The sequence below is a fragment of the Amycolatopsis sp. 195334CR genome, assembly GCF_017309385.1.
Taxonomy (GTDB): domain Bacteria; phylum Actinomycetota; class Actinomycetes; order Mycobacteriales; family Pseudonocardiaceae; genus Amycolatopsis.
In genome coordinates, this window is the sequence record NZ_JAFJMJ010000001.1 from 2,937,909 (window position 1) to 2,952,306 (window position 14,398).

The following is a 14,398-nucleotide window of genomic DNA, read 5'->3' on the forward strand; positions in this document are numbered from 1 at the left end:
GGCCCGGGATGATCGGGATGAACACTCAGCGTGGGGCGACGCTCGAATAGGGCACGGTCACCTCGCCGAGCCGCCAGCGCGGGTGCCGGTCGAGCACCGGCCAGCCCCGGTCGGCCAGCAGGCGGACCGCCTCGGCCCACCGCGCCCGCGCGCCGAAGGCCTGGTGCCCGGCCGCGGTGTCCCAGCAGGCGTCGAACACCGTGAGGAACTCGTGCACCGGTTCACCCGGCACGTTGCGGTGGATCAGCGACTTCGGCAGCCGCTCGGCGATCCCGGACGGCCGGTCGAGGCTCTCCGCGCGGCACGACAGCGTCAGCGTGCGCGGCCCGTCCACGGCCAGGGTGATCCACGCGCACCGGCGGCCGATCTCGTCACAGGTGCCCTCGACCAGCAGTCCACCGGGCGCGAGCCGGTCCAGCACGCTCCGCCAGGCCGCCTCGACCTCGTGCTCGGCGTACTGCCGCAGCACGTTGAACGCCCGGACCAGCACCGGTCGCGCCCCGGCCAGTTCGAACCCGCCGCGCCGGAACTCCAGCCACGGCGGATCGGCGGCGGGTGCCGCCGCGGCCACCCGCTCGGGATCCAGTTCGAGCCCCAGCACGCGCACGCCGGGGCACACCGAACGCAGCCGGTGGGCCAGTTCGACCGTGGTCACCGGTGACGCGCCGTAACCGAGATCGACCACCAGCGGGTCGTCGGCCGCTCGCAGCACGGCCCCGATCGCGGGCGTGCCGGTCAGCCAGCGATCGATCCGGCGCAGGCGGTTCGGATTGGTGGTCCCCCTGGTCGGCGCGCCGACGGGGTGGGTCAGCCGTCCGCGAGCCACTTGGCGGTGAACTCCGCTTCCCGCACCAGCAGCCGGGTCACCTGCTCGGCGATCACCTGCTCCAGCTTGGCGCCGACCAGCGGGATGCGGACCTTGACCTCACCGCTGGTGACCAACGTCGCGCCGGTGCCGTTCGGCACCAGCTCGGTGCGCGCGGTGATCTCGCCGGGCACGCCGTCCACGGTGGCCTTCGCCGAGCCGGTGTACCCGTCGCCGGACCGCTCCCACACCTGTTCGCGGTGGACGATCAGATCACCCTTGTGGAGGGCCCGCACGGCCGACGGCAGCTGGTCCGCGCCGATGCCCTGCACCAGCTTGTAGGCCGCGCGGTGCTCGTCGGCCGAGTGCTCCGGCAGCCCGGCGTGCTTGCCGCCCAGCAGCTCGAGGCGGGCCCGCAGCACCTCTTCGGCGGACTGCGCGTCGTAGACCTCGTGCACGTCCTGCGCGAACTCCGCGCGGTGCTCGATACGGGATGCCATGAGCGGGACAGTACCGTTCAAGGGCGTGAGCACTCTCCGATCTCCCGCCCAAGCGGCCCTGCGCGAGCACACCACGTTGCGCCTCGGGGGCCCGGCCGTCCGCTTCGACGAGGCCACCACCAGCGACGATCTGGTCGCCAAGGTGCGTGCCGCGGACGACGGCGGCGAACCGCTGCTGCTGCTCGGGGGCGGCTCCAACCTGGTGGTCGCCGACGAGGGCTTCGACGGCGCCGTGCTCAAGATCTCCACCAAGGGCCGCAGCCTCAGCCAGGACGGGCCGATCGTGCGGGTGACCGCCGAAGCCGGCGAGAACTGGGACGAGTTCGTCGAGTGGACCGTGCGCGAGGGCCTCGGCGGGCTGGAGTGCCTGTCCGGCATCCCCGGTCTGGTCGGCGCCACGCCGATCCAGAACGTCGGCGCCTACGGGTTCGAGATCGGCGACCTGCTGCGCTCGGTGCGCCTGTACGACCGGCGGATGGGCGAGGTGCGCACGCTGGTCAAGGAGCAGCTCCGGCTCGGCTACCGCACCAGTGTGCTCAAGGGCACCGACCACGGCGTGGTGCTCTCCATCGACGTCGACCTGCACGGCGACGGCCTGTCCAGCCCGATCCGGTACGCCGAGCTGGCCAAGCGGCTCGACGTGGAGATCGGCGCGCGGGTGCCCACCGCGTCGGTCCGCGACGCGGTGCTCGACCTGCGGCGCGGCAAGGGCATGGTGCTCGATCCGGCCGACCACGACACCTGGAGCGCCGGCTCCTTCTTCACCAACCCGATCCTGCCGGAGGCCCGCGTGGCCGCGGTGCTGGCGCGGATCGGCGAGGTGGTCGGCGACGACGTGCCGGTGCCGCAGTACCCCGCCGACAATGGGGTGAAGCTGTCCGCCGCGTGGTTGATCGAACGGGCCGGGTTCGGCAAGGGTCACCAGGGTGCGGGTGGCCGGGTTTCGTTGTCCACCAAGCACACCCTGGCGCTGACCAACCGCGGTTCGGCGACCACGGCCGACTTGCTGGAACTGGCGCGCGAGGTCCGCGACGGGGTTGAAAACCGCTTCGGCGTGGAACTCCACCCGGAGCCGCTCTTGATCAACTGCGGCCTGTGACCTGGGCCGCAAGCAACCGGCGACGGGTCGGCGGCGTCTAGGGGGCGAGTGCTTCATCGGGGACATGGAGGTGTGCGGTGTTCGAACGGCGGACGGTTCTGCGGGCGGCGATGGTGACTCCGGTGGTGCTGTCGCCCATCGCGCTGGCCGCCTGCTCCGGGGACGAGGGCGGCGGTACCAATCCGGGCGGTGGCGAGGCGCAGGCGCCCGAGCCGCCCAAGGCCGTGGTCACCGCCGAACCCGCCGTGGACGCCAAGGACGCGCCGGTGGCCAAGCCGGTGACGGTCAAGGTCACCGACGGCACGCTCACCGAGGTCAAGGTGACCAATCCGGAGGGCAAGGAGCTCGAAGGCGGGCTCAACCCGGAGAAGACCGTCTGGACCAGCACCGAGCAGCTCGGTTACGGCAAGTCCTACACCTACGCGGCGAAGGCGGCGGGCAGCGACGGCAAGCCGGTCGAGCTGGCGGGCAAGTTCGACACGGTCAAGCCGGCCAAGGTGATCCGCGCCACGCTGAACCCCGGTGACGACGCCGAGGTGGGCGTCGGCATGCCGATCAGCGTGAAGTTCGAGGCCGCGGTCGGCGACCGCAAGGCCGCGCAGGCCGCGCTGGAGGTGAAGACCTCGAAGGAGGTCGAGGGCGCCTGGGCCTGGCTGTCCGACCGGCAGGTCAACTGGCGGCCGAAGGAGTACTGGCCGGCCGGCACCGAGGTCGAGGTCAGCGCCAAGCTGTACGGGGTGGACCTGGGCAAGGGCGTCTACGCCAAGGCCGACGTGACCACCAAGTTCAAGATCGGCCGCAACCAGGTGGTCAAGGTGAACACCCCCGACCACGTGATGAAGGTCTACCGGAACGGCGCCGAGCACGCGAGCTACCCGTGCAGCAACGGCAAGGACGCCGACCCGAACCTGAACACGCCGAACGGCACGCTGATCGTGATGACCAAGGAACCCACCTCGATCTTCGACAACGCGCGCTACGGCTACACCAACGTCAAGAAGAAGTGGTGCTGCCGCATCTCCAACCACGGCGAGTTCATCCACGAGAACGAGGAGAACCGCGGCAACATCGGCAAGGCCAACACCTCGCACGGCTGCGTGAACCTGCTCGAAGCGGACGCCAAGGCCTACTTCGACTCGGCGCTGATCGGCGACCCGGTGGAGATCACCGGCTCCAAGGCGAGCATGCCGACCACCTCCGATGTGATGGACTGGCTGCTCGACTGGAAGACTTGGCAGTCCAAGTCGGCCATCTAGGTTCTCGGGAGCCAGCCTTGCTCACCGAAGTAGTCGGTGCCGGTGGTGTGCGGCTCAGCCTGCGGGTAGCGGGTGCGGCGAACGCCTCGGCCATCGTTTTTGTGCACGGCTGGGCCCAGTCTTCGCTGGCCTGGTCCCCGCAGCTGGCCGATCCGGGGCTCAGCGGCCGGTACCGGCTGGTCGGTATGGACCTGCGCGGGCACGGGGGTTCCGATGTGCCCGCGCTCGGCTACGACGACCCGCGGGCCTGGGCCGAGGACCTGGCCGCGGTGATCGACTTCGCCGGGGCGGGCGCGCCGGTGCTGCTGGTCGGCTGGTCCTACGGCGGCCTGGTGATCACCGACTACCTGCGGGTGCACGGCACCACCAACGTGGCGGGCATCGTGCTGGCCGGGGCGATCACCGAGATCGGGCGCGGCAGGCCCGGCGGGAAGACCGGCCCGGCGATGCGGGGTGCGCTGCCCGCGGCGTTGTCCGACGACCCGGCCGAGGCGGTGCCCGCGCTGACCGCGTTGTGCGCCGGGATGTCCTCGCGGCCGGTCGACGGCCCGCTGGCGCAGTCGCTGCTCGGCACCAGCCTGTCGGTGCCGCCCGCGGTGCGCGCGGCGCTGTTCCGCCGGGACGTGGACAGCTCGGTGGTGCTCGGCGGGCTGGACGTGCCCGCGCTGGTGGTGCACGGCGTGGAGGACCAAGTGGTGGATCTCTCCGCCGGGGAGTACGCCGCCGGGAAGATTGCGGGGGCCCGGACGCGTTGGATGCCAGGGACAGGGCATCTCCCGTTCGTCGAGGCCGCCGCGGAGTTCAACTCCGCGCTCGCGCAGTTCGCCGGCGAGCGATTCGCCCACTGAGCTGCGCGGAGTGAACAAGGAGCGACCACGTGACGGTCTCGTTGCACAGGGCCACCCGCTGGCCACGCCGGGTTGCGGTGCTGTCGGTGCACACCTCGCCGCTGGAGCAGCCGGGCACCGGTGACGCCGGCGGGATGAACGTGTACGTCAGCCAGACCGCCACCGAGATGGCGCGCCGCGGGATCAGCGTGGAGGTGTTCACCCGCGCCACCTCCTCCGACCAGCCGCCGGTGGCCGAGCTGGTGCCGGGCGTGCTGGTGCGGCACGTGCCCGCCGGGCCGTTCGAGCCGCTCGGCCGCGACGAACTGCCCGCGCAGCTGTGCGCGTTCACCTCCGGCGTGCTGCGCACCGAGGCCTTCCACGAGCCGGGTCACTACGACGTCATCCACTCGCACTACTGGCTGTCCGGGCAGGTCGGCTGGCTCGCGCGCGACCGGTGGGGCGTGCCGCTGGTGCACACCGCGCACACGCTGGCCAAGGTGAAGAACGCCGCGCTCGCCGACGGCGACACCCCGGAGCCGCGGACGCGGGTGATCGGCGAGGAGCAGATCGTCGCCGAGGCCGACCGGCTGGTGGCGAACACCGCGGTCGAGGCCCGCGAGCTGGTCGGCCTGTACGACGCCGCGCCGCAGGCCGTGCACACCGTTTCGCCGGGCGTGGACCTGGACCGCTTCACCCCGGGATCGAAATCCGCCGCGCGGGCCGCGCTGGGCCTGCCGCCGGACGCGGTCGTGCTCGCCTTCGCGGGCCGGATCCAGCCGCTGAAGGCCCCGGACGTGCTGCTGCACGCGGCCGCGGCGATGGTGCGGCGCGATCCGTCGCTGGCGGAGAAGCTGGTGGTGCTGATCGTCGGCGGGCCGTCGGGCAGCGGGCTGGAGCAGCCGCAGGCGCTCAAGGAGCTGGCCGTCACGCTCGGTATCGACCGGCAGACGCGGTTCCTGCCACCGCAACCCGGTCCGGCGCTCGTGGATGTTTACCGGGCGGCCGATGTGGTAGCCGTGCCCAGTTACAACGAGTCGTTCGGGCTGGTGGCGCTCGAGGCGCAGGCGTGCGGGACCCCGGTGGTCGCGGCGGAGGTCGGCGGGTTGCCGGTGGCGGTGGCGCACGGCGTCTCCGGGCTGCTGGTGCCGACGCACCGCGCGCGGGACTGGGCCGGTGCGCTGGCTTCGGTCGCGCTGAAGCCGGGACGACGCGGGGAACTGGCGGCGAACGCCGTGCAGCACGCGCGCCGCTTTTCCTGGCGGCGCACCACCGACGCGCTGCTGGACGCCTACGCCGAGGCGGCGGCGTCGTTCAGCGCGTTCCGGACGGAGGTGGCGGTTTGACCGTGGACGGTGTGATCCGGTCCACTTTGGACGCGGCGGAACTGAAGTACGAGCGCAAGGGCGAGGGGCGGTACTTCGTCACCCTGCCCGGGACCAAGAAGCTGCAGACGAACTGCTGGCTGGTGGCCGGGGAGCACGCGTTCTCGGTGGAGGCGTTCGTCTGCCGACGGCCGGACGAGGCGCATGAAGAGGTTTACCGCTATCTGTTGCGCCGCAACGCGAAGCTGTACTCGGTGCACTACACGGTGGACGCCATCGGCGACATCTACCTGGTCGGCAGGCTGGCGCTGGACGCGGTCACCGAGGCCGAACTGGACAAGATCCTCGGCCAGGTGCTGGAGGCCGCCGACGGCGACTTCAACACGTTGCTGGAGATCGGTTTCGCCACCTCGATCCGGCGGGAGTGGGACTGGCGCGTCTCGCGGGGCGAGTCGCTGGCGAACCTCGAGGCGTTCAAGCACCTGATGCAGCCGGAATCGGCGTCGACCGGGCCGGTGATGGATTCGTGATGCCGGGCGTGCAACTGTCCTGAGGCCGTTCTCCGTCTACTCGCCCATGAAGCGCATGGGACAGAGACGTTTTGCGGTAGCGGCGCTCGTGCTGGGGGCCATCGTGCTGGGCGGGTGCACCGCCGAGGAGAAGGGTGCGTCGAGCGGTGCCGCGGCGCCGGAGGTGGCCGCGCCGAACGCGGCGCCCGACAAGGGGACGGAGAAGGGGGCTTCGAAACCGCAGCAGCAGAGCGAAAGCGCGCCCGCCGGGGACGCCGGGGTGCCGCCGGGCCAGGCGGTGGCGATCACCGACCGGAAGCTGGTGCGCACGGCGACGTTGTCGCTCAGCTCGGGTGATGTGGCCGTGACGGTGCAGAAGGCCGCGCAGATCGCGACCGGCGCGGGTGGTTACACCGGCCAGGAGCGCACCGACGAGCGGTCGGCCTCGCTGAGCATCGTGGTGCCCGCGGAGCGGCTGGACCAGGTGCTGTCGGATCTGGCGGGCACCGGCGAGAAGGTGCTGCGGCGGGAGCTGCAGACGAAGGACGTCACCGAAGAGGTGGTGGACGTCGAATCGCGGCTGAACAACCAGCGCGCGAGCGTGGAACGGGTCCGGGCGCTGCTCGGGCAGGCGAGCTCCATCAGCGAGATCACCTCGGTGGAGCGGGAGCTGACTTCGCGGGAAGCGGAGCTGGAGTCCTTGCAGGCGCGGCAACAGGCATTGGCGGGGAGCGTGGCTATGTCGACCATTTCACTGAACGTCAGCATGGTGCCGGGCGGTCCGCCGACGGTGGAGGAGGACCGCGGTTTCGTCGGGGGGCTGGCGGGCGGCTGGGACGCGTTCCTGGATTTCGGGGGCGGGTTGCTGACGGTGCTGGGGGCGGTGCTGCCGTTCGCGGTGCTGCTGGGGGTGCCGTTGTACTTCGCGATCCGGTACGTGCTGAAGCGGCGGGCTGCTGCGCCGTCGGAGGGGGTTGAGGGGTGAGGGGCCATCCCGGTTTTTCAGTGTGACTACGGCGGGAGTTCTGTTGTCAAGGCGGGAAAGATGCCTTGACAACAGAACTCCCGCCGTGCCGAGTGATGCGGCGAAGCCGCGAACGTTTCCCGTTTGTGGCCGCGAGGTCCTGTCCCGTGGCAGCCCAGCTCCCGTCCCGAGGGCGAACCCGGCAGGCACCCAGTGATGCGGCGAAGCCGCGAACGATCCACCGCAAGGGCCGCGCTGGTTCCCCCACAACGTGCCCAGCGCTCGCCAAGACGAGGAGCTCGCACCGTGGGGGTCCGGGGGGGCTCGGCCCCCCGCTACCGGCACGCCGTCCCGCCGCCGGGGGCGAAGTGGCGCAGCCACGAAGTCCCCCGGGGAAAGGCGGGACGGCTCGAGGGAGGGGGGAGTCGCGAACTCGAGCCGCCCCGCTTAACGTTCCCGCCGCTTCTGGACCCGGTGACGAGGGGGGTGCCAACGGGGCCGGCGGGCCGCAGCTCGGCAGGGGGGAGACGAGCTGCGTCCTAGCTCGCTCAGGCCGGGGAGTGCGTGGATCCGGCCGAGCGAGTCGATAGCCAACTTGGCAGAAGCAGGTCTGTAATCACAAGACTACTGGCTACTCCATTCGAGTGAAATCTGCCGTTGGGGCTAACTGAGCGCAGTTCGCTGGCCAACCGAATGCTGACTTGCGTGTCACTACCAGCATTCGGGTGATACTCCTACCCGGCGGTAACGCACTGTGGGTAGAACCCTGTTCACCCCGCACCCGACCACACCCGCCGGGCGCGCGGCTGGCAGGCTGACCACCATGGCCGATCTAGGGACCTTGGTGCTCCTCCGACACGGGCAGAGCACGTGGAATGCGGAAAACCTGTTCACCGGCTGGGTGGACGTGCCGCTGTCCGAGCAGGGCGCCGCGGAGGCGAAGCGCGGCGGCGAACTGCTCGCCGAGGCGGGGCTGCTGCCCGACCTCGTGCACACCTCGCTGCTCCGCCGCGCGATCTCGACCGCGAACCTCGCGCTCGACGCCGCCGACCGGCACTGGATCCCGGTCCGCCGGGACTGGCGCCTCAACGAGCGCCACTACGGCGCGCTCCAGGGCAAGAACAAGAAGCAAACCCTGGACGAGTTCGGCGAGGAGCAGTTCATGCTCTGGCGCCGCTCGTACGACACCCCGCCGCCCCCGATCGAGCCCGGGGACGAGTTCAGCCAGGCGGGCGAGCCGCGCTACGCCGGCATCGACGCCCCGCTGACCGAATGCCTCAAGGACGTGGTCGAGCGGTTCATCCCGTACTGGGAGTCCGACATCGTGCCGGACCTGCGCGCGGGCAAGACCGTGCTGGTCGCCGCGCACGGCAACTCGCTGCGTGCACTGGTCAAGCACCTCGACGGGATCTCCGACGCGGACATCGCCGGGCTGAACATCCCGACCGGCATCCCGCTGCGCTACGACCTGACCGAGGACCTGAAGCCGATCAACCCCGGCGGCACCTACCTCGATCCCGAAGCCGCCAAGGAAGCCGCGGCCGCCGTGGCCAACCAAGGGCGATAAAAAGCTTGACGGACGTCACGGACATCGGGATACGGTGTCCGTGACGCCCGCTGGGACGAGGAAGAGGTGTGAGCGATGAACGTGAACCTGTTTGCCGCTCCCGCCGCCACCGGGCGTCGTCAGCTTGCCGATTGCTGACCGGGAGCGTGTTTCCCCCACCGCTCCTGAAAGGCAACCACCTTGACCGATCTGGTCATCCGCCCGCTCACCGCGGGCGAAGGTTCTCTGTTCGACACCCTGGACCTGCCTCAGCTGGTCGGGTTCGGCATCTTCGGCCGGGACTTCGCCGAGATGTGGGCCAAGGGTGAGTACCGGCCCGACTGGACCTGGGTCGCCCTCCGCGAAGGCCGCGTGGTCGCCCGCGCCGCCTGGTGGGGTGGCCCCGAGGACACCGAGCCGGTAGCACTGGACTGGTTCGACTTCACCGACTTCGACGCCGGGGTGGCGGTGCTGCGCGCCGCCGGGTTCCGCGCCGAGTACGAGCTGGCGCTCCCCGCCGACTGGCGGGAACGGCCCGAGGTCGTGGCCGCCAGGCAGACCCGCATCGACGCCGCGCTGGCGGCCGGGATGCGGCAGCTGGTCGACCGGTTCCGCTACACCTGGACCCTCGACGACGGCCTGCCCGAGCGGCCGGGCCGCCTCGTCTTCCGGCCCGAACCGGACGACGACGTGATCCACGCCGCGTTCATGCGCACCCACGAGGGCACGCTGGACGCCCACGCACAGCGCGCCATCGCCCAGGGCGGCCTGAAGCAGGCCGCCGACGAAGAGCTGGAGTTCCTGCGCTGGCTGCCGTCCCCGCGCGAGTGGTGGCGGCTGGCCTTCACCCCCGACGGCGACCTGGTCGGCATCACCGTGCCGGGCCGCAACTACTCGGGCGCGGTGGTCGGCATCATCGGCGTGGTGCCCGAGCACCGCGGCCACGGCTACGGCTACGACCTGCTGGTGGAGTGCACGCACGTGCTCGTCGAACACGGCGAGACCACCGTGCTGGCGGCCACCGACCTGGGCAACAAGCCGATGGCCGCCGCGTTCGAGCGCGCCGGGTACCCGGTTTCGCAGGAACGCGCCGTGCTGGAGTGGCCGGGCTAACCGGGCAGGATCGACAGGGCGCGGAACTTCCAGCCGTCGGGCTGCCGCGCCAGCTCGAACGCCACCCGGTCCACCCGCTCGGCCGGTTGCGGACTGGCGGTGCTGGTCACCGAGGTCTTCACCACCGCCAGTCCGACCACCAGGTCCGGGGTGGCCGACTTCGCCGCGACCGCCGCGTCCGGCGCGACGGTGACCTTCGTGCCCTGCTGCCGCACCGCGGCGGCGGCCCCCTGCTGCCCGGCGCGGAGTTCCGAGAGCAGCGGGTCGGTGGCGATGGCCAGCTGGCCGCTGAACCAGCCGTCGACGTCGTTGCTGTCCACGGACATGAAGGTGACCAGGCCGGAGCGGGCCGCGGCCAGCGCGGAGTCACGGGCGTCGGCCACCGGGCCGCCCGGCGACGCCGGTACCGGCGGGAGCGCCGGGTTGACCACGATGTCGGCGGCGCGCCAGGTGGTGCCCTCGCGCTGGGCCGTCACCAGCACCGCCGCGCCACCGGTGCTCGACGCGGCGGAGCCCGGCCGGGTGCTGGTCTGGTCGAGCATCATCAGCACCTTCGCCGAGGCCGGGGTCAGCTCGGCCACCGCGGCCTCGCGCACGGTGGTGGTGGCCTTGACGCCCGCCTGGCGCACCTGGCCGAGCGTGCTCTCCACCTGCGTGCGCGCGCCGCCGGTCAGGTGCTTCGCGGCGGCGTCGGCCTGCGCGCCCGGATTCGCCGGGTCGAAGCTGAACACGGCCTCGATCGCGGTCCTCGACGCAGTCAGCACGTCATTGGTGGCCACGACGTCGACCAGCGCCAGGTTCGACGACACCGGCGGCAGCGCGGGCGCGCCGGGCACCGCCTGCGCGCATCCCACCAGCACCACCAGGCACAGAACGGGCCAAACCCTCACAGCAACCCCAGTTCTCCCGCTCGGACCCCGGCCTGGAAGCGCGAAGTGGCCCCCAGCGCGGTCATCAGTTCGGCCACCCGGCGGCGGTAGGTCCGCAGGCCCAGCCCGAGCGAGCGGGCCGCGGTCTCGTCCTTGCACCCCGACGCCAGCATGTCGAGGATGCGCGGCGCCAGCACCCGGATCTCCGCCACCCGCGCGTCGTACACGGCCAGCTCGGTCGCGCCGCGCCAGGCCGCCTCGAACAGCGACACCACGCCCTGCACGGTCTCCTCGGCGGTCAGCACGCTGTAGGAGCGCGTGCCGGCGACCAGGTCGCCCGCCAGGATGACCACCCGCCGGTCCAGGATGATCGTCTCGTTGATCTCGTCCGCGCTGATCCGGATGTCCGCGCCCATGCCGACCAGCTGCTCGAGGTGCGTGGCGGCGACGGGTTCCAGCAGCACCGGCGGCCGGTAGATCTTGCGGACCCGCTTGCCCCGGTGGTCCGCGGCGGTGACCGGGGGCCGCTGGGACACGGCGAAGGTGCGCAGATCGGCCGCCGCGCAGGCGACCTCGGTCGCGCTCGCGAACAGGTGCGCGGTTCGCGCGAACAGTTCTTCCTCACCCTTGACCACGGTGATCACGAGTTCGATTCTGGCAGCAAGTTGCCGATGGTGGATGAAATAACGATGACCGCGAAGGCTGGAGCCATGACCAACTCCACCTGGAAACTCGGTGACAAGCTCGTGCACCGGCTCGGCTTCGGCGCGATGCGGCTGGCGCTCGGCCCGAACGGCGCCGAACGCGACCCCGAGCAGGGCATCGCCGTGCTGCGCCGGGCCGTCGAACTCGGCGTCGACCACATCGACACGGCCGCCTTCTACTTCCACGGCGCGGTCGCCGCCAACGACCTGATCAAGCGGGCCCTCGCCCCCTACTCCGACGACCTGGTGATCGCCACGAAGGTCGGCCCCAGCCGGAACGCGGCCGGTGAGCACCAGCCCGAGGCCCGTCCCGACCAGTTGCGCGCGCAGGTCGAGCAGAACCTGCGTGAACTCGGCCGCGACGAGCTCGACCTGGTGTACCTGCGGATCGGCAACGCGCTCGACCGCGGTTCCGGCTCGCTCGCCGAGCGGTTCGGCGTGCTCGCGGACCTGCGCGAGCGGGGCCTGATCCGGCACCTCGGCATCTCCAACGTCGGACCGGAGCACCTGGCCGAGGCCACCGCGATCGCCCCGGTGACCGCCGTGCAGAACTGGTACGGACTGTCCAAACGGGACGACGACGCGCTGCTGGACACCTGTGCCGAAGCCGGAATCGCCTTCGTCCCGTTCTTCTCCGTGCAGGACGGAGCCCCGGACGGGGCGGTGGCCGCGGTCGCCGCCGCGCACGGGGTGACCGAGGCGCAGGTCCTGCTCGCGTGGACCCTGCACCGGTCGCCGAACGTACTGGCCATTCCGGGCACCGGCAGCGTCACGCATCTCGCCGAAAACGTGGCGGCCGGGAGCCTCGAACTCACATCGGAGGAACTCGGCCGACTGAATTCGGCTACGAATGCGTGAACACGCACTGACGCGCGCGCGAACAAACCGCCCAAAGGTGTCACGGGCGTCACGACCAGGCAGCCAGGACTAGGCCAAACGGCCACCTGACTGCTTACGATTCCCCCGTGACCGTGCCCGCTTCACTCGCTCTGGCCATCGGTGCACTGGTGGTCGGCGCGGTAGCCGGTTTCCTGGCGGCCTCGCTGCGCCGCCGTCGAACCGAGCGCCGACGGCCGGTCGGCCCCACCGTGGCCGAACTGCTGTCCCGGCTGATCCACTCCTCGACCAACGGCGTGGTGGTGCTGAACCGCTTCGGCGACATGGTGCTGCACAACCCGCGGGCCGAGGAGCTGGGCCTGGTCCGGGACAACCGCGCCGACGCCAGGGCGCGCAAGGCCGCCGAGCAGGTGGTCGAGACCGACGACCCGATGGAGATCGACCTGTCCCCGCTGGAGACCAGGGGTCGCCAGCCGGAGGCGGTGCTCGGCGTGCTCCGCCCGCTCGGGGACGGGTTCACCGTGGTCGAGGCGGTGGACCACTCGGACGCGGTCCGCCTGGAAGCCACCCGGCGGGACTTCGTGGCCAACGTCAGCCACGAGCTCAAGACCCCGGTCGGTGCGATCGCGCTGCTCACCGAGGCCGTGCTCGACGCGGCGGAGGACACCGAGGAGGTCCGCCGGTTCGGCGGCAAGATCCTGCGGGAGTCGACGCGGCTGGGCCAGCTGGTCACCGAGCTGATCGCGCTGTCGCGGCTGCAGGGCGCCGAGCGGCTGCCCGACCTGAACGTGGTCGAGGTGGACGCGGTGGTGCGCGAGGCGCTCGGCCGGGTCCGGCTCTCGGCCGAGTCCTCGGAGATCGCGGTGACCACCGACCAGCCCAGCTCGCTGCTCATCGAGGGCGACCGCACGCTGCTGGTCACCGCGTTGTCCAACCTGCTGGAGAACGCGATCAACTACTCCTCGCCGGGCAGCCCGGTCTCGGTGAGCAGGCGGCTGGTCGACGGCGCGGTCGAGATCGCGGTGACCGACCGCGGCATCGGCATCGAGGAAGCCGACCAGCAACGCGTGTTCGAACGCTTCTACCGCGCCGACAAGGCGCGCTCGCGGGCCACCGGCGGGACCGGGCTCGGCCTCGCCATCGTCAAGCACGTCGCCGCCAACCACGGCGGCGACGTGCGCCTGTGGAGCAGCCCGGGAACCGGCTCCACGTTCACCCTGCGCATACCCGCGCACCTGCCGGAGAACGGCCGCGGCGCCGGTGCTCCGGCCGCGGCCACCCGCGCCGACATGCCCCCCGAGCGGACTCCCCGCCTCGTGGTTGCCCAGGACGTCACCGATCATGGAGGACAGTTGTGACCAGGGTGCTCATCGTCGAGGACGAGGAGTCCTTCGCCGATCCGCTGGCCTTCCTGCTGCGCAAGGAGGGCTTCACCGCCGCGGTGGCCACCACCGGCCAGCAGGCGCTGGAGGAGTTCGACCGCAACGGCGCCGACATCGTGCTGCTCGACCTGATGCTGCCGGGCATGAGCGGGACCGACGTGTGCAAGCAGCTGCGCCAGCGCTCCGGTGTGCCGGTGATCATGGTGACCGCGCGCGACAGCGAGATCGACAAGGTGGTCGGCCTGGAGCTGGGCGCCGACGACTACGTGACCAAGCCGTACTCGGCCCGCGAGCTGATCGCCCGCGTGCGCGCGGTGCTGCGGCGCGGTGGTGAGCCGGGCACCGACGGCGAGCTGGCCCCGCTGGTGCTGGCGGCCGGTCCGGTGCGGATGGACGTCGAACGGCACGTGGTGACCGTCGACGGCGCGGACGTCTCGCTGCCGCTCAAGGAGTTCGACCTGCTCGAGTACCTGCTGCGCAACGTGGGCCGGGTGCTCACCCGCGGCCAGCTGATCGACCGGGTGTGGGGCGCGGATTACGTCGGGGACACCAAAACCCTGGACGTGCACGTCAAGCGGCTGCGGTCGAAGATCGAGCCGGACCCGGGCTCGCCGAGGCACCTGGTCACGGTGCGTGGTCTCGGCTACAAGTTCGAGTCATGA

15 protein-coding genes are annotated in these 14,398 nt (G+C 71.3%); 11 read left to right on the forward strand and 4 right to left on the reverse strand.

Annotated elements, in window-relative coordinates; translation table 11 throughout:
• Positions 1-25 precede the first annotated feature (25 nt).
• Together JYK18_RS14410 and JYK18_RS14415 are read right to left on the reverse strand one after the other, a co-directional pair.
• Complete coding sequence (locus JYK18_RS14410) at positions 26-826, reverse strand: class I SAM-dependent methyltransferase (RefSeq protein ID WP_206802557.1); 801 nt, start codon at positions 824-826, stop codon at positions 26-28.
• Positions 808-1,305 carry a DUF2505 domain-containing protein gene (locus JYK18_RS14415; protein ID WP_206802558.1) on the reverse strand — a complete coding sequence of 166 codons (498 nt, stop codon included), beginning with the start codon at positions 1,303-1,305 and terminating at the stop codon, positions 808-810. Before JYK18_RS14415 ends, JYK18_RS14410 begins: the two co-directional genes overlap by 19 nt.
• Positions 1,306-1,330: 25 nt before the next feature.
• Between JYK18_RS14415 and JYK18_RS14420 the strand changes: the two genes are divergently transcribed.
• The 8 genes from JYK18_RS14420 to JYK18_RS14455 all read left to right on the forward strand — a co-directional run bounded on the left by JYK18_RS14420 (position 1,331) and on the right by JYK18_RS14455 (position 9,944).
• Positions 1,331-2,404, forward strand: a complete 1,074-nt coding sequence (locus JYK18_RS14420; RefSeq protein ID WP_206802559.1) for a UDP-N-acetylmuramate dehydrogenase — start codon at positions 1,331-1,333, stop codon at positions 2,402-2,404.
• 77 nt (positions 2,405-2,481) lie between these two features.
• Positions 2,482-3,660, forward strand: a complete 1,179-nt coding sequence (locus JYK18_RS14425; protein ID WP_307795908.1) for an Ig-like domain-containing protein — start codon at positions 2,482-2,484, stop codon at positions 3,658-3,660.
• Positions 3,661-3,677: 17 nt separating this feature from the next.
• Complete coding sequence (locus JYK18_RS14430; RefSeq protein ID WP_206802560.1) at positions 3,678-4,508, forward strand: alpha/beta fold hydrolase; 831 nt, start codon at positions 3,678-3,680, stop codon at positions 4,506-4,508.
• Between the two features lie 29 nt (positions 4,509-4,537).
• The gene (mshA, locus tag JYK18_RS14435) at positions 4,538-5,833 is read left to right on the forward strand and encodes a D-inositol-3-phosphate glycosyltransferase (RefSeq protein WP_206802561.1); all 1,296 of its coding nucleotides are present in this window, start codon (positions 4,538-4,540) and stop codon (positions 5,831-5,833) included.
• Positions 5,830-6,342 carry a YbjN domain-containing protein gene (locus JYK18_RS14440; RefSeq protein WP_206802562.1) on the forward strand — a complete coding sequence of 171 codons (513 nt, stop codon included), beginning with the start codon at positions 5,830-5,832 and terminating at the stop codon, positions 6,340-6,342. Before mshA ends, JYK18_RS14440 begins: the two co-directional genes overlap by 4 nt.
• 55 nt (positions 6,343-6,397) lie before the next feature.
• A complete protein-coding gene (locus tag JYK18_RS14445; RefSeq protein WP_206802563.1) occupies positions 6,398-7,306 on the forward strand; it encodes a DUF4349 domain-containing protein in 909 nt (302 codons plus the stop codon).
• Positions 7,307-8,108: 802 nt separating this feature from the next.
• Complete coding sequence (locus tag JYK18_RS14450) at positions 8,109-8,852, forward strand: phosphoglyceromutase (RefSeq protein WP_206804236.1); 744 nt, start codon at positions 8,109-8,111, stop codon at positions 8,850-8,852.
• 180 nt (positions 8,853-9,032) lie between these two features.
• On the forward strand, positions 9,033-9,944 hold the full coding sequence (locus JYK18_RS14455; protein WP_206802564.1) for a GNAT family N-acetyltransferase: 912 nt from the start codon (positions 9,033-9,035) through the stop codon (positions 9,942-9,944).
• Here JYK18_RS14455 and JYK18_RS14460 read toward each other — a convergent pair.
• Together JYK18_RS14460 and JYK18_RS14465 are read right to left on the reverse strand one after the other, a co-directional pair.
• Positions 9,941-10,807, reverse strand: coding sequence for a hypothetical protein (locus JYK18_RS14460; protein ID WP_206802565.1), 867 nt, complete (start codon positions 10,805-10,807; stop codon positions 9,941-9,943). The genes JYK18_RS14455 and JYK18_RS14460 overlap by 4 nt on opposite strands.
• Positions 10,808-10,830: 23 nt before the next feature.
• Positions 10,831-11,466 (reverse strand): DNA-binding response regulator, encoded by a 636-nt coding sequence (locus JYK18_RS14465; RefSeq protein ID WP_206804237.1) that lies wholly within the window; start codon positions 11,464-11,466, stop codon positions 10,831-10,833.
• Between the two features lie 57 nt (positions 11,467-11,523).
• Between JYK18_RS14465 and JYK18_RS14470 the strand changes: the two genes are divergently transcribed.
• From JYK18_RS14470 to JYK18_RS14480, 3 genes are all read left to right on the forward strand, one after another.
• Positions 11,524-12,375 carry an oxidoreductase gene (locus tag JYK18_RS14470; protein ID WP_242579120.1) on the forward strand — a complete coding sequence of 284 codons (852 nt, stop codon included), beginning with the start codon at positions 11,524-11,526 and terminating at the stop codon, positions 12,373-12,375.
• A 107-nt stretch (positions 12,376-12,482) separates the two neighbouring features.
• Positions 12,483-13,712: a cell wall metabolism sensor histidine kinase WalK gene (locus JYK18_RS14475; RefSeq protein WP_206802567.1), complete on the forward strand. Its 1,230-nt coding sequence runs from the start codon at positions 12,483-12,485 to the stop codon at positions 13,710-13,712.
• The gene (locus JYK18_RS14480) at positions 13,709-14,398 is read left to right on the forward strand and encodes a response regulator transcription factor (RefSeq protein ID WP_153036193.1); all 690 of its coding nucleotides are present in this window, start codon (positions 13,709-13,711) and stop codon (positions 14,396-14,398) included. The genes JYK18_RS14475 and JYK18_RS14480 overlap by 4 nt, the downstream gene beginning before the upstream one ends.

Bases quoted from the DNA above. Each gene is read 5' to 3' on its own strand.
- JYK18_RS14445 (WP_206802563.1), top strand. From the start codon at position 6,398: ATGGGACAGAGACGTTTTGCGGTAGCGGCGCTCGTGCTGGGGGCCATC.
- JYK18_RS14470 (WP_242579120.1), top strand. From the start codon at position 11,524: ATGACCAACTCCACCTGGAAACTCGGTGACAAGCTCGTGCACCGGCTC.
- JYK18_RS14415 (WP_206802558.1), bottom strand. From the start codon at position 1,305: ATGGCATCCCGTATCGAGCACCGCGCGGAGTTCGCGCAGGACGTGCAC.
- JYK18_RS14450 (WP_206804236.1), top strand. From the start codon at position 8,109: ATGGCCGATCTAGGGACCTTGGTGCTCCTCCGACACGGGCAGAGCACG.